Origin of the sequence: Staphylococcus condimenti (assembly GCF_001618885.1) — a bacterium.
Lineage (GTDB): Bacteria > Bacillota > Bacilli > Staphylococcales > Staphylococcaceae > Staphylococcus > Staphylococcus condimenti.
Genome location: NZ_CP015114.1, coordinates 462,556 through 477,805, shown reverse-complemented (window position 1 = coordinate 477,805; position 15,250 = coordinate 462,556). Strand labels below are relative to the sequence as shown.

Here is a 15,250-nt window from a genome sequence, read left to right as displayed (position 1 = left end):
TGTTAGGTGTGATTGCCTGTTTTTACATTTTTAAAATTTTAGGAATGTGGTATATTTCTATTATGTAGTTTGGAATTATTTGTTAACAAATGAATCAAATAATTAATTTCTGATAAAATAAGAAAAGAGAATTGAGTGAAAAAATGTCAAAAGAATTAAAAAGCCGTCTCCTGACAATTGCGAAAGTGGTTTTTGCGACCGTATTATTCATTATCGTTGCCTCCATTTTGTACCAAGAGGTTTCTAAAATGGATTTCAAAAAGGCGTTTATTCTTTTTGAAAAATTAAACAGAGCAGAATTAACAGGTGTATTTGCGTTAGGCGGCGCCTCTATCTTACTGCTCAGCTTTTATGACTTTATTATGGTACGTACCTTGAAATTGAAAATATCAGCAGGGAAGATATTCAGAATCAGCTATATCATTAATGCGCTGAACTCCATTATTGGTTTTGGGGGTTTCATTGGTGCAGGCATGCGTTTGGCCATTTATAAAAATTACACTAAAGATACCAAAACACTGATGCATTATATATCATTAGTTTTATTATCTATGCTGACAGGATTAAGTTTTTTATCTATTCTTGTTGTAACGCATATCTTTAATGCCTCGCATCTTCTAGATAAATATCAGATTGTACATATCATGATGTATATCGTGGCCTTATTCTTGCCGGCCTTTATTATTTTCACAATTAAGAAACCCGTGCAAAAAAATCATCGTTTAACAGGTGTCTATTTAACACTGGTTTCTGCAGTTGAATGGATTGCAGCAAGTACTGTCTTGTACTTCTCATTACGTGTTGTGCATTTAGAGGTACCTTATACATCTGTAATTGGTATCTTTATTATTGCTGCAATTGCAGGTCTGATCAGTTTTATTCCAGGTGGATTCGGTGCCTTTGATGTCGTGATTTTAGTAGGACTGAAATATTTAGGGTTACCTGAAGAAAAAATAGTTTTAGGCCTCTTAATGTATCGTTTTGCGTATTACTTTATTCCGCTTTTAATTTCAATGATATTATCCATTTTTGAATTCGGAACATCTGCAAGACGTTATATTGAACAATCTCGTTACTATACACCGGCTAAAGAAGTTACATCGTTTTTATTCTCATATCAAAAGTCAATGTTCTCTAAAATTCCTTCATTATCTTTAGGTTTACTCGTTGCGTTGACGAGTTTAATGTTCTTGTTGAATAACGTATCGATTATTTATGATGGATTATATGATCCTAACCATATGTTTTATTATATTATCGTAACGATTCATACGAGTGCTTGTTTAATTTTAATGTTGAATGTACGCGGTATTTTCAAACAAAGCCGACGCGCTATTTTATTTGCACTCGTTGCGATTATTTTAATATTCGGAATCACGCTCTACTTGAATACATCGATATTGTTGATGTTTTGGCTCGTTGTTTTATTTGCATTGCTGGTTTACTCATTCAATAAAACAACAATTTTAAAACGCCCATTACGTATGCGTCATATTGTAGCGATGTTTATTGTCAGTGCACTGATGCTGATTTTGAACCACTATGTCATTAAAATCGTGCTGAATGCTTTAGATGCCTATAAAATTGAGCTGGATACGTCTTTATTGCGCTATTATCTATGGATGACTGCGATTGTTATCTTTATCATCGTCGCATTTATTGTATGGTTATTTGAACAAGCTTATTCTAAAGCACGTCCAACACCGGATTTTGAGCGTTGTTCAGAAATTATCGAACAATATGGCGGCAACTATTTAAGTCACTTGATACACAGCGGAGACAAAGATGTCTTTATGGATGATTCACAAGAAGCATTTGTTATGTATCGTTATAAATCCAATACACTGGTTGTATTAGGAGATCCTATCGGTAATCCAGCACGTTTCAATCATTTATTGGAATCGATTTATGATTATGCACTTACAATGGGTTATGAAATCATCTTCTATCAAGCAAGTGATCGTTATATGCCTTTATATCACGATTTTGGTAATCAGTTCTTTAAATTAGGTGAAGAAGCGGTTATTGATCTGACTACTTTTACGACATCAGGCAAAAAACGCAGAGGTTTCAGAGCAACCTTAAATAAAATTACAGATCAAGAAATTGAATTCGAAATAGTAGAACCGCCGTTTTCAAAAGAAATGTTTGCTGAGCTTAAACATGTCAGTGATGCATGGTTGGATGGCAAAAATGAAATGCATTTTTCTGTAGGTCAGCTTACAGAAAGCTATATCTCAAAAGCACCTGTCGGTATCTTGAAAGAAAAAGACGGCCGAATTATTGCATTTTGCAGTTTAATGCCGACGCACTATAACGATTCCATTTCAATTGATTTGATCCGCTGGCTGCCGGATGTTGATTTACCGTTAATGGATGGTTTGTATCTGCATATGCTGTTATGGGGTCAAGAACATGATTATAAAGCGTTCAACATGGGCATGGCGACACTTTCTAACGTAGGCCAAACTGAATTTTCATATTTGAATGAACGTATTGCCGGTCGCATTTTTGAACATTTTAATAATTTATACCGCTTCCGAGGTTTAAGACAGTATAAAGAAAAATTCAAACCGAATTGGGAACCGAGGTACTTAGTGTATTCAAGACATAGTTCGCTTGGACAGAATATGGTCAAAGTACTTCGTGTCATCCGTTCTAAAAATTAGCAGCTTAATATTAAACCTGATTGTCTGAATAAAGGCAATCAGGTTTTTTGCTTTAGAAAGATTGACTATAATCAAGCTGCTTTATTAAAAAAGTGTGAAGCCAGGATAAATTTATTTAAATTTCAGAAAAATATGAATAGTCTGTTGACAACCGACAAGATAAGTTTTATACTCTGAATTAAATTAAATAAAACTTATCCAGAATGGTGGAGGGACTGGCCCGACGATACCAGGCAACCTATTTAAGTTAGGTGCTAATTCCAGCAGGTGAAGACCTGAAAGATAAGAGATCTTTAAGTCTATCTTTTCAGGTAGGCTATTTTTTTATGTTAAATAAGGAGGAAATGGAACATGACAAACGATTTTAAATTTGAGACATTACAATTACACGCAGGACAAGAAGTGGATTCCGCTTCAAATTCGAGAGCAGTACCAATTTACCAAACGACATCTTTTACATTTGACGACACACAGCACGCAGCAGATTTATTTGGTTTAAACGCACTGGACAATATTTATTCTCGTTTAACGAATCCTACCGTAGCAGTATTTGAAACACGTGTAGCGGAATTAGAAGGCGGTTCTGCAGGGGTAGCCGTATCTTCTGGTATGTCAGCAATTACGTATGCAGTACAAACTGTTGCTGAAGCAGGAGATCATATTGTAGCAAGCTCAACATTATATGGCGGTACATTCACATTATTCAACCATACTTTGCCAAAATACGGAATCGACGTTTCTATTGTCGACAGCAAGAATTTAGATGAAGTGAAAAATGCGATTAAAGATAATACAAAAGCTATCTACATCGAAACTATCGGTAATCCTGAAGGTAACGTAGAAGATGTAGAAGCATTAGCGGAAATTGCGCATGAAGCAGGTATTCCTTTAATCGTGGATAATACATTTGCTTCTCCCTATTTATTCAGACCGATTGAACACGGTGCGAATATTGTAGTTCATTCTGCAACTAAGTTTATCGGCGGCCATGGTACTTCTATGGGCGGGGTTGTTGTAGATGGCGGCAACTTTGACTGGAAACAAAATGATAAATTCCCTGGATTGACAGAACCGGACCCGTCTTATCATGATTTAGTATTTGCGGATGCTTTTGGTGAAGCGGCGTTAGCATTTAAAATCAGAACAACATTATTACGTGATACAGGTGCTTGTTTGTCTCCAATAAATGCTTTCTTATTACTTCAAGGTTTAGAAACATTATCTCTCAGAATGGAACGTCATGTTGAAAATGCTGAGAAAGTGGCTGAGTTCTTGAATAATCATGAAAAAGTAGAATGGGTAAAATATGCAGGTCTGCCTACAAGCGAGTATTATGATTTAAAAGAAAAATACCTTCCTAAAGGTGCATGTTCTATTTTCACTTTCGGTGTCAAAGGCGGTTATGATGCAGGTATCAAATTTATCGAGTCCTTAGAATTGTTCTCATTGCTTGCGAATGTAGGGGATGCGAAATCATTAGTGATTCATCCTGCTTCTACAACGCATGCGCAATTAACACCTGAAGAACAATTATCTGCAGGTATTACGCCTGAAACAATTCGTATTTCTGTAGGACTTGAGCATATTGATGATATCCTTAATGACTTAGAAAAAGGATTAGACGCAATTTAAAATGCTGTTTACTGAAGGAATTCCTATTCTGCCTGCATTAAAAGCGGAACATACCGCTTTTACAGATCAACGGATTAGTAAGGGGTTGAATCTGTTGATTGTTAATTTGATGCCGATTAAAGAGGATGCTGAAAGACAACTGTTACGTTTATTCGGACAAACGGATCATTCAATTAATGTTGATTTTATTTATCCTGTCACACATCAAAGCCGAACTTCTTCTAGTGAACGTGCTGCGCAGTATTATAAGGAATTTGATGATATTAAGGATCATTATTATGATGGTTTGATTATGACAGGTGCGCCTGTTGAACATCTTTCTTTTTCTGAAGTAGATTATGTTGAGGAATTGAAAGAAATCTATGATTGGTCTGATACGCATGTGAAACAGCGTATGTTTATTTGCTGGGGCGCACAGTTTGCGCTGAATTATCGATATGGGATTCAAAAAAGGATGTTCCCTGAAAAGATGACGGGCATTTATCGTTATCATATTATGCAAGAACATCCTGTATTAGAGGCGATTCCTGAATACATTATTCCGCAATCGCGCGGGTCTTATATGGATCCTTATGAGGTGATGGGGGAAGCGGATTTAGATGTGATTACGTATAGTCCTTATACGGGAATGGATTTTATCTCTAATCAAGCGCAGACGGATTTATATATCGGCGGTCATTTTGAGTATGAAGCGGATACGTTGCTGAATGAGTATGTGAGAGATAGAGAGAAGAATGGGGAAGCGGCTGCTAAACCTAAAAATTACTTCCGTGGAGACACACTTAAACCACTGCCAGCATATTGGATTCCATATGCACAGCAATTATTTCAAAATTGGACTGATATGATGGAAAAAAATAGATGGCGCCATGATGAAATTAATATTTTAGAATGATAATAGATTGTTTATAAAGAAAATATGGTAAGAGAGTCAAAAACAAGAGGCTCTCTTACCATATTTTTATATTGCTTATTGACTTTTTTGCTGCTTGATTGCTTCGCGTTGTTGTTCTTCTTCAGCAAAACGTTCAGGATTCTTTTTATAAAAGTCTTGATGATATTCTTCTGCTTCATAAAATTCAGAAACAGGTAAAATTTGAGTGGCAATCGCTTTATCTCGATCAATCGTAGATTTTAGTTCTTCAATATATTGTTCTGCAGTTTCACGTTGATCTTCGTTCGTATAGAAAATAGCAGTACGATATTGAGAACCGCGATCTTGATATTGTCCTTCTGCATCAGTAGGATCGATGACAGAGAAGAAAATTTCTAATAATTTATGATAAGAAAACAGAGCCACGTCATATTCTACTTTAACAGTTTCTAAATGGCCTGTTTCACCTTTTTTTACTTCTTCGTAAGTCGGATTTTCTACTGTGCCGCCCATGTAACCAGATGTCACTTTTTCAATGCCATCATATGAATCGAAAGGCTGGGTCATGCACCAGAAACACCCGCCTGCAAAGTATGCAGTATTGATATTCATGTTATCTATCCTTTCTTTTTCTGGGACCTTAGTACCATTTGCCTATAAAACACTTGATTTTTAAAAGAAATTTATATAACTTTAGTATGTATTAATTATATTACATAGACTGTTAATTTTGAAGATATAAGGTTGGTTAAAATGACTGAAGAAGACAAACAAAAAGAAAATTATAAAAGAAGTAACAACAATCCACCTCCACCTCGCAAAAAAAGAGTGAAGAAAAAGATACGCAAATTGCCTTTTATTTTACTTGGTGTACTTATTATTTTTATAGCGTTTATTGTTTATGCTGTTTCAGGGTACAAAAGTGGTATCGATTACGCGAAAAAACATAATTCAAATATGAAAGTTCAAAAATTTAACGGTCCTGTTAAAAATGATGGAAAAATTTCAATTCTGCTCTTAGGTGCTGACAAGTCTGACGGCGGTAAATCTCGTACAGATTCAATTATGGTTGCACAGTATGATTATATTCATAAAAAAATGAAAATAGTATCTGTGATGCGTGATACCTACGCTAAAATACCCGGCTATAGAGATTATAAAATTAATGCAGCTTATTCATTAGGCGGACCTGAATTATTACGTAAGGCATTGGTAGAAAATTATGGTATTGATCCAGAGTACTATGCGGTAATTGATTTTAAAGGTTTTGAAAAAATGATTGATGAATTAGCACCCAAAGGTGTGCCTATTGATGTAGAAAAAGATATGTCTGAATTAATCGGTGTTTCATTGAAAAAAGGTCATCATAACTTAAATGGTAAAGAATTACTTGGTTATGCACGTTTCCGTCATGACGCAGAAGGTGACTTCGGGCGAGTGCGCAGACAGCAACAAGTAATCCAAGCACTTAAACAAGAGATGACAAAACCAGGTGCAATATTTAAATTGCCAAAAGTAGCAGGTATTTTAAGAGGTTATCTAAATACTGATATTCCAGATTCTGCCTTGATGCAAACAGGTATTAATTTTGGTATCAGAGGAGATAAGGATGTTCAGACACTAACTGTTCCGATAAAAGGAACATACCAAGATATCCAGACTGCTGAAAGCGGCAGCGCATTAGAAGTAGATAAACCGAAGAACAAAAAAGCGATTCAAGAATTTTTAAATGATAACTCTAAAAAGGGTAATCAGCAAAGTAAAAAATAATTAAAAAGCCTGAGAAGTTAAGTTCAAAACTTAATTTCTCAGGCTTTCTTTTTTAAGTATTATTGATCTGATTTTCTTACGCCGCCCACACCATAATGAGTAGGTTTCATTTCTTCTAATACAACGCTGATAGCATTGCGGTCTGCTTTAGTTGTTCTTTCTACAGCATCTGTTACTTCTTTTACTAAATCTTTTAATTGTTCATCAGAACGACCTTCGATTAATTTGATATTCACGAGTGGCATGTGAATTCCTCCTTTTGTTTAGTTCATAGTTATTATAGCACTTTTAAATTAGAATATTCAAAATTTGAACTGCAACCAAAAACAGAACATTTGTTCTCAAAAATGTTGAACAAGAACGTTTGTTCGTATATAATGAAATTATCAAGTTGCGGGGGCGATAATATGTATGATTATCATTTGTTAGAGGACAGAGATATATTGTGTATTGATCAAAAAAGTTTCTTTGCAAGTGTTTCGTGTATATCTAAAGGGCTCGATCCCATGAAAACAAAATTGGCAGTTGTTGCAGATACCAAACGTCAAGGTTCTGTTGTATTAGCAGCAACCCCGCCATTAAAAGAAATTGGTATTAAAACAGGTTCAAGGTTGTTTGAAATACCGCATCGTAATGATATTTACATTATTAATCCAAGTATGCGCAAATATTTAGATGTATCAATTATGATTTCTAAAATCGCTTTACAATATGTTCCTCCAGAGGATTTGCATCAATATAGTATTGATGAGTTTTTTATGGATGTGACAGACAGTTATCATCGGTTCAGCAGTACACTTCATTCTTTTTGTATCAAACTCATGAAAGAAATTTATGATAAAACACAAATTTATTGTACTGTAGGTATCGGTTCTAACATGTTGCTGAGCAAGTTGGCAATGGATATTGAGGCAAAACATCAGCCTAATCGTATTGCTGAATGGTGCTACCAAGATGTTCCTGAAAAATTATGGAATATAAAACCGCTTAATAAATTTTGGGGTATTAATAAACGAACAGAAAAGAAATTAAACAAGCGCGGTATTTTTACTATTGGAGATTTAGCACATTATCCTTATCGATATCTTAAAAGAGATTTTGGAATAAAAGGTATCGATATGCATCTGCATGCACACGGAATAGATCAAAGTAAAATCCGAGAAAAATATAAGACTACTAACCCTTCTATATGTAAAAGCCAGATTTTGATGCGAGATTATGAATACAACGATGCCAAAGTTGTAATGCAAGAATTAATAGAGGATGCAGCAATGCGGGTTCGAATACGCAAAATGCGTGCGCGTACAATTCATTTTTCTTTTGGTTATAGAGATGGAGGCGGTGTACATAAACAATTTACATTACAAGAGCCGACCAATTTAGATAAAGAAATTTGGGAAATGGTTGAAAAATGGGCGGATAAATTATGTGAAAAAGATATGTTGTACCGCACTCTAAGTATTTCGTTGACACAGTTTGTACCTGAAGGTATTCAGCAATTAAATCTATTTGTGGACGAATATGAAAGAAAACGAAGTGAAGCTTTAGCTAAAACCATCGATCAACTTCAACAAAAGTATGGAAAAGGGATTGTATCTAAAGCAGTTTCTTACACAGATGCGGGAACCAAGTATGGACGCCTTGGTTTAATGGCAGGACATAAAATGTAAAAAATGAAAAAAGCTCGTTGTCCTTATCAAAGTAGGATAACGAGCTTAATGCACTAGTTTTATAGGCTATAAGTGTCAAATTCATGTAATGATTCTATTCCAGATTCGCGATCTTCAGGAGATTTGAAACTGATACGCAATGCACCATATATATCTTCTCGAGCTTCTACAATATTTATGTTACTTATAGAAATATTATGTAAACCCAATATAGAAGTGACTTTGCTGATCATACCTGGTTCATCAGGGATGTCGACATAGAGTTCATAAGAACTAGATACCGCACCAGGTGTTTTAGCAGGCAATTGATTGCGGTAATTACGTGCATTTTCAAAAAATTCATAGATACTATCACTGTCTTCAGATTCGATTTGTGCTTCTAATGTTGCAAGTTGTTTTTGCCATTCACGTATGCCTTCAAGGATATATGATTTATTTTCATGCATGATATCTCTCCACATTTCTGGACTGCTGCTTGCAATGCGAGTAATATCACGAAATCCTCCAGCTGCTAATTGTTGAATCAAAGGGGAGTCTTGTTGGTGATCTCGACTTAAATTAACTAAAGAAGAAGCTGCAATGTGCGGGATGTGGCTTACTATACTTGTTACAAAATCATGTTCAGAAGGGGATGTAGCAATAATCTTAGCCCGTGTTGCTTGTAAAAGATTTTGGATTTTTTCTGATGCTGCATCATTTTCAGGTTCAGAATGTACAAGAACATAATACGCATTTTCAAATAAATTCTTTTTAGCGTTTAAAATCCCGGATTTATGGCTTCCTGCCATAGGATGTCCGCCCACTAAGTGAATATCTTGTTCTAATAATTGTTTTTCAAAACCTTGGATTGTTCCTTTAGTACTGCCTGTGTCTGTAACGATTAAACCAGACTTAGTCTTAATATCAGATAAATTTTGTAAATACTCAACAGTTTGTTGAACAGGCGTAGCATAGATAATAATATCTGCTTCAGCAACTGCTTCTGTATAGTCTTCCGCTTTTTTATCAATTAAACCTATTGAAAGTGCTTTATCTAACTGGCTAGGGTTTGTATCATAGGCTGAAACTTCAATGTCTTCTTGATAATATTGAAGATTACTAGCAAGACTGCCTCCAATTAAACCCAGACCTACAAACAAAATATTTTGTGTCAAAAGACTCACCTCTGTCGAAATTTTCAGAATAGCGATATTATAGAGGAAATATCCCGATGATGCAAGTAGGAATAAAGTGAATTCAATTTCTATTTTCGTTTTAAATCGGTACAATAAACACAAGGAGGGGTTAAAATGGTTAAACAAATTTTAGAAACAATCAAAACTTTAACTGAAATTCCAAGTCCATCGGGAGATGCTTACAAAGCCATTGATTATGTGAAGGATTTTGCAGAAAAATTAGGATACCCGACGAGCGTTACAAACAAAGGAGCTTTAATGATTACTGTAAGAGGGGAAAATGATGTAGAACAACGTTGTATTACAGCACACGTTGATACTCTCGGTGCAATGGTTAAAGAAATTAAAGAAGACGGCCGATTGGCCATTGATTTAATCGGCGGTTATGCTTACAACGCAATTGAAGGTGAATATTGTACGATTCATACTGATTCTGGAAAAAACTATACAGGCACAATCTGTCTACATGAAACTTCTGTCCATGTTTATAGAGATAACCAAAATATTCCAAGAAATCAAGAACATATGGAAGTGCGAATCGATGCTGTGACACATAACGATGAGGATACACGTAAATTAGGTATCGAAGTAGGCGATTTTATTAGTTTAGATCCTAGAACAGAAATTACTGACAATGATTTTATCAAATCACGTCACTTGGATGATAAAGCAAGTGTAGCGATGATTATGGAGTTTTTGAAAGAAAATAAAGAAAATGGAAAAGAATTGCCTTATACAACACATTTTTATATTTCAAATAACGAAGAAATCGGTTATGGTGCAAATGCTTCAATTCCAAGTAAAGTTGTTGAATATATTGCATTTGATATGGGCGCATTAGGTGATGGACAAACTTCAGATGAATATACGGTATCCATCTGTGCTAAAGATGCATCAGGACCTTATCATAAAAAGCTGCGTCAACATTTAACGCAATTATGCGAAACAAACAAAATTCCTTATAAAGTTGATATCTATCCGTATTACGGGTCGGATGCATCAGCGGCATTGCGTTCAGGTGCTGATGTGAAACATGGTTTATTCGGTGCAGGTATTGAATCTTCACACGCTCTAGAGCGTACACACATCACATCCATAGAAGCAACTCAGGCACTATTAAAGGCTTATATCTTTTCTGATATGGTGGAAGATTAAAAGACAATTGTTAGTTTTTTGTAAAGATGACAGAAAATTTAGAGTTGAGTGTTGACATTCTATAAAACCAAGTGTAAGATACTAACTACATTATTAAAAAATTAAAAGTAAACGTAGCTGATATGTTTTGTAGCACACAGAAAACTGATGGTTGATGTAAATCAGTACAGCATATTATGTGAATTGGGCTTTTGATAGAATGCTTAAAACTTAAATATAAGAATGAGAACATTTTAAATGTTGAACTAAGGTGGCACCACGGTAACACGTCCTTATTGGGAATAGTGTTATTGTGGTGTTTTTTAAATTAAAAGAAAATACAGTGATGAGATAAAATGAAGTAGATCAGCAGATAAGAGAATTCAGAAAGTTAGTGGTGGATGCGAACTAACCTCTCTGCTGAACGAAATGGGTTTTATTGGAAGCTGCAAATTAAATCGGGAAATGAGTGAGCAGTTATAGTTAACTGCTAACAAAGGTGGTACCGCGCAGAGAGCGTCCTTGTTTAAATACAAGGGCGCTTTTTTGTCGCCGAAAGGAGAGAATAGGTAAATGGAAGTTGTATACGATAGATTGAATGCTGATATTACACCAGAAGCATTAGCACAATTAAGAGATAAGAAAATCATTTTAGAAAGTGCAAGTCAAAATAAAACGAAAGGGCGCTATTCAGTAGTTGCTTTTGATATATACGGTGACGTAACACTTACTGAGGATAAACTGACAATACGCACGCCAAATCAAACAATTACAGAAACTGAAGCGCCTTATGAAAAATTAAAAGATTACGTCCAAGAATATTATGCTGAAGTAGAAGATGAAGAATTAAAAGATTTGCCTTTCATTTCAGGTTTTATTGGTTCTTGCAGCTTCGACTTAGTCAGACACGAGTTTCCAGTATTAAAACGACGTGAAATCAATTCAGACCCAGAGCAAGCTGATGTGAAATTAAACATGGTTGAGAATGTATATGTATTTGATCATTACAAAGAGTATCTCTATGTAATCTCTACTAACTTATTCTCTAAAGAACATAAAGGTGAAGTAAAACAGCGTGTACAAAACCAAGTACAAGCATTACAGGATATTGTATTGTATCAACCTGATACTTCATTCCATGCATCGCAGAAAGAAATAATTCCGAATATTCCTGATAATCAGTTTATTCAGACAGTTTCTCGATTTAAACAGCTTATTACTGAAGGAGATATGTTCCAAGTCGTACCATCTAGAATATATCGTTATAAGCATGAATTCGGAGAGAAGTTGCAGCCCTTATCATATCAACTTTATCGCAAATTGAAACGACAAAATCCTAGTCCGTATATGTATTATTTAAATATTGATAATCCAATTATTGTAGGTAGTTCACCAGAAAGCTTTGTCAAAGTAAAAAATAATGAAGTTGTTACAAATCCAATCGCTGGAACGATTAAACGTGGTGCTACTAACGAAGAAGATGAAGCAAATGCAGCGCAACTATTAAGTGATGAAAAAGAATTAAGCGAACATCGTATGTTAGTCGACTTAGGACGTAATGACATTCATAGAGTAAGCCAAACAGGCACATCAAAAATTGAAAGATTGATGGAAATTGAAAAATATGAACATGTCATGCATATCGTAAGTGTAGTTACAGGTCAGTTAAAAGAAAAGACTTCACCAATGGATATCATCGCAAGCTTATTGCCAACAGGAACAGTATCAGGAGCACCTAAGTTAAGAGCAATCGAACGTATTTATGAAGTGCATCCATATAAAAGAGGCGTTTATAGCGGAGGTGTTGGTTACATTAACTGTAATCACGATTTAGATTTTGCATTAGCTATTCGTACAATGCTGATTGATGACACATACGTCAATGTGGAAGCAGGCTGCGGTGTGGTATATGACTCAGTTCCAGAAAAAGAACTACAAGAAACATTGTTGAAAGCCAAAAGTTTATTGGAGGTTACACCATGATTTTAATAATAGATAATTACGATTCATTCACTTATAACTTAGTAAATATCGCAGCAGGTTTTACAGATGTAGTTGTGAAATACCCGGATGATCCAACGGTATTTGATTTAAATCCAGATGGCATTATAATTTCACCGGGACCTGGGCATCCAGAAGATACTGAAGATTTAAAAAATATCATTAATCATTATCATGAATTACCAATCCTTGGTATTTGCTTAGGATCACAAGCACTGACTTGCTATTACGGTGGAAAAGTCATTCAGGGTGAAACAGTGCTGCACGGCAAAATTGATACTATGCATCAAACAAAACAAACAGTTTTATATGAAAACTTACCAGAATCATTTAAAATCATGCGATATCACAGTCTGATTAGTGACCCAAAAACATTTCCTGAAGTATTAGAAATCACAGGTGAAACTGCTGATTGTATTCAATCTTTTGCACATAAACAATATCCGCATTACGGAATTCAGTACCATCCAGAATCATTTGCTACAGAACATGGAGCCGATATTATTCAAAATTTCATTCATAATGTAGAGAAAGGGGCGCATCGCCATGACACTCATTCAAAAAATTCAACAACAAAACAACTTAACACAGCAGGACATTAATGAATTTATCCAAACACTGATAAACCCTGATATTGCAAATGAGGAAAAAGCTGCACTATTAGCAGAATATACAAATCGCCCATTAAATCAAGTTGAAGTGACATATTTAGTTCAAGCTATGATTCAAACGATGTATCCAGTTCAACCGGTTTATCCTGAAGCAATGTGTGTATGCGGTACAGGCGGCGATAAGTCAAATAGCTTTAATATCTCTACAACAGTTTCTTTCGTAGTTGCAGCAGCAAATGTGAATGTACTTAAACATGGTAATAAAAGTATCACTTCCGCTTCAGGCAGCAGTGACTTACTTAATAAAATGGGAATTGCTGCAACGCTTGTCCCAAATGTAGAAGAAAAAATGAATCAGACAGGATTAGCTTTCTTAAATGCCACAGATACTTATCCTGTAATGAAACATATTCAACCAATTCGAAAAATGATGGATGGTCCAACCATTTTTAATATTTTAGGACCAATGATTCACCCTTACCAATTAGATTATCAAGTAGTAGGTGTCTATAACCCGGATTTCGTTAAAACGATGGCAGAGACATTATATGATTTGAAACGTAAACGTGCCATTGTGCTGCACGGGGCCAACGGTATGGATGAAGCAACATTATCAGGCGATAATCTCATTTATGAAGTTAATCAAGAAACAGGTGTAACATCTTATTATTTAAACGCAGAAGATGTCGGTTTGAAACCAGCAGAAAATGAAACACTTCGAGGCGGTACACCTGCTGAAAACTTAGAAATTACATTAGATATACTGACAGGCAAAGATCATTCCAGTAAACGTGATGTTGTTGTTTTGAATGCGGGTATTGCTTTATATGTATCTGAAAAAGCAGAGTCTATAAAAGAAGGTGTAGCGCTTGCACAACAACTTATAGATGACGGTAAAGCATTTGAACAATACAAGAAAACAGGAGGCCAAGTATATGACCATATTGGATGATATTGTCGCATATAAAAAAGAATTACTTGAAGATGGCTATTATGATGACTTATTAAGAAGTTTGCCATATACAGATGTCAGATATAAGAAAAAATTAAGCACACGATTAGCAGAAAGAGAACGATTGTCGGTTATTGCGGAAATTAAATCTAAAAGCCCTTCAGTTCCTGTTTTACCTAATCGAGATTTAACAAAGCAGGTCAAAGAATATGAAGAATATGGCGCTCAAGCTATTTCAGTGCTGACAGATGAATATTACTTTGGCGGAAGTTATGAGAGATTAAACAAACTTACTAAAGAAACAGATTTACCAGTGCTGTGCAAAGACTTTATGATTGAACCGATTCAAATTGATGTTGCGTATAAAGCAGGTGCTTCAGTCATATTGCTTATCGTTAATATTTTAACCGATGATCAAATGCATGAATTATATCAATATGCTAAATCTTTAGGGTTAGATGTATTAGTTGAGGTGCACAGCAAACAAGAATTACGTCGTGCATACGATTTACATCCTGAAATAATTGGCGTTAACAATCGTGACTTAACACGATTTGTAACGAAAGTCGAACATACCAATGAAATCCTAGAAAATAAACGTAAAGGATACTACTACATTTCAGAAAGCGGCATTCATAATAAAGAAGATGTCGAAAAAATTGTAGGTTCAGGAATTGACGGTATATTAGTCGGAGAATCATTGATGAAATGTGATAACCTTGCTGAATTTTTACCGAGCTTGCAATTAAAAAAGGAGTGACA

Annotated in this window: 13 protein-coding genes and 1 riboswitch; of the genes, 10 read left to right on the top strand and 3 right to left on the bottom strand. The window is 35.1% G+C overall.

Features of this window, described 5'->3' with window-relative positions; all coding sequences use genetic code 11:
* The first annotated feature begins 143 nt into the window (after nucleotides 1–143).
* From mprF to A4G25_RS02450, 3 genes are all read left to right on the top strand, one after another.
* On the top strand, nucleotides 144–2,669 hold the full coding sequence (mprF, locus tag A4G25_RS02460; RefSeq protein WP_047131147.1) for a bifunctional lysylphosphatidylglycerol flippase/synthetase MprF: 2,526 nt from the start codon (nucleotides 144–146) through the stop codon (nucleotides 2,667–2,669).
* A 191-nt stretch (nucleotides 2,670–2,860) separates the two neighbouring features.
* A riboswitch (SAM riboswitch) is annotated at nucleotides 2,861–2,958 on the top strand.
* A 62-nt stretch (nucleotides 2,959–3,020) separates the two neighbouring features.
* Nucleotides 3,021–4,301, top strand: coding sequence for an O-acetylhomoserine aminocarboxypropyltransferase/cysteine synthase family protein (locus A4G25_RS02455; protein ID WP_047131146.1), 1,281 nt, complete (start codon nucleotides 3,021–3,023; stop codon nucleotides 4,299–4,301).
* A 1-nt stretch (nucleotide 4,302) separates the two neighbouring features.
* On the top strand, nucleotides 4,303–5,196 hold the full coding sequence (locus A4G25_RS02450; protein ID WP_047131145.1) for a homoserine O-acetyltransferase/O-succinyltransferase family protein: 894 nt from the start codon (nucleotides 4,303–4,305) through the stop codon (nucleotides 5,194–5,196).
* 75 nt (nucleotides 5,197–5,271) lie between these two features.
* On the opposite strand, the gene msrA is transcribed toward A4G25_RS02450, so the two are convergent.
* On the bottom strand, nucleotides 5,272–5,787 hold the full coding sequence (gene msrA, locus A4G25_RS02445; RefSeq protein ID WP_047131144.1) for a peptide-methionine (S)-S-oxide reductase MsrA: 516 nt from the start codon (nucleotides 5,785–5,787) through the stop codon (nucleotides 5,272–5,274).
* Nucleotides 5,788–5,928: 141 nt separating this feature from the next.
* On the opposite strand from msrA, the gene A4G25_RS02440 reads away from it, so the two are divergent.
* Nucleotides 5,929–6,945: an LCP family protein gene (locus tag A4G25_RS02440; RefSeq protein ID WP_047131143.1), complete on the top strand. Its 1,017-nt coding sequence runs from the start codon at nucleotides 5,929–5,931 to the stop codon at nucleotides 6,943–6,945.
* Nucleotides 6,946–7,004: 59 nt separating this feature from the next.
* Here A4G25_RS02440 and A4G25_RS02435 read toward each other — a convergent pair whose 3' ends face one another.
* Entirely contained in the window at nucleotides 7,005–7,190 is a 186-nt protein-coding gene (locus tag A4G25_RS02435; protein WP_047131142.1) for a 2-hydroxymuconate tautomerase, read from the bottom strand.
* 162 nt (nucleotides 7,191–7,352) lie between these two features.
* On the opposite strand from A4G25_RS02435, the gene A4G25_RS02430 reads away from it, so the two are divergent.
* Entirely contained in the window at nucleotides 7,353–8,615 is a 1,263-nt protein-coding gene (locus A4G25_RS02430; protein WP_047131141.1) for a Y-family DNA polymerase, read from the top strand.
* 59 nt (nucleotides 8,616–8,674) lie between these two features.
* Here A4G25_RS02430 and A4G25_RS02425 read toward each other — a convergent pair whose 3' ends face one another.
* The gene (locus A4G25_RS02425) at nucleotides 8,675–9,769 is read right to left on the bottom strand and encodes a prephenate dehydrogenase (protein WP_047131140.1); all 1,095 of its coding nucleotides are present in this window, start codon (nucleotides 9,767–9,769) and stop codon (nucleotides 8,675–8,677) included.
* 135 nt (nucleotides 9,770–9,904) lie between these two features.
* On the opposite strand from A4G25_RS02425, the gene A4G25_RS02420 reads away from it, so the two are divergent.
* From A4G25_RS02420 to trpC, 5 genes are all read left to right on the top strand, one after another.
* Nucleotides 9,905–10,945, top strand: a complete 1,041-nt coding sequence (locus A4G25_RS02420) for a M42 family metallopeptidase (protein WP_047131139.1) — start codon at nucleotides 9,905–9,907, stop codon at nucleotides 10,943–10,945.
* 552 nt (nucleotides 10,946–11,497) lie between these two features.
* Nucleotides 11,498–12,907 (top strand): anthranilate synthase component I, encoded by a 1,410-nt coding sequence (locus A4G25_RS02415; RefSeq protein WP_047131138.1) that lies wholly within the window; start codon nucleotides 11,498–11,500, stop codon nucleotides 12,905–12,907.
* Nucleotides 12,904–13,527: an anthranilate synthase component II gene (locus A4G25_RS02410; protein ID WP_047131137.1), complete on the top strand. Its 624-nt coding sequence runs from the start codon at nucleotides 12,904–12,906 to the stop codon at nucleotides 13,525–13,527. The genes A4G25_RS02415 and A4G25_RS02410 overlap by 4 nt, the downstream gene beginning before the upstream one ends.
* Nucleotides 13,472–14,488 (top strand): anthranilate phosphoribosyltransferase, encoded by a 1,017-nt coding sequence (trpD, locus tag A4G25_RS02405; RefSeq protein ID WP_047131136.1) that lies wholly within the window; start codon nucleotides 13,472–13,474, stop codon nucleotides 14,486–14,488. Before A4G25_RS02410 ends, trpD begins: the two co-directional genes overlap by 56 nt.
* On the top strand, nucleotides 14,472–15,248 hold the full coding sequence (gene trpC / locus A4G25_RS02400; protein ID WP_047131135.1) for an indole-3-glycerol phosphate synthase TrpC: 777 nt from the start codon (nucleotides 14,472–14,474) through the stop codon (nucleotides 15,246–15,248). The genes trpD and trpC overlap by 17 nt, the downstream gene beginning before the upstream one ends.
* The last annotated feature ends 2 nt before the right edge of the window (nucleotides 15,249–15,250 follow it).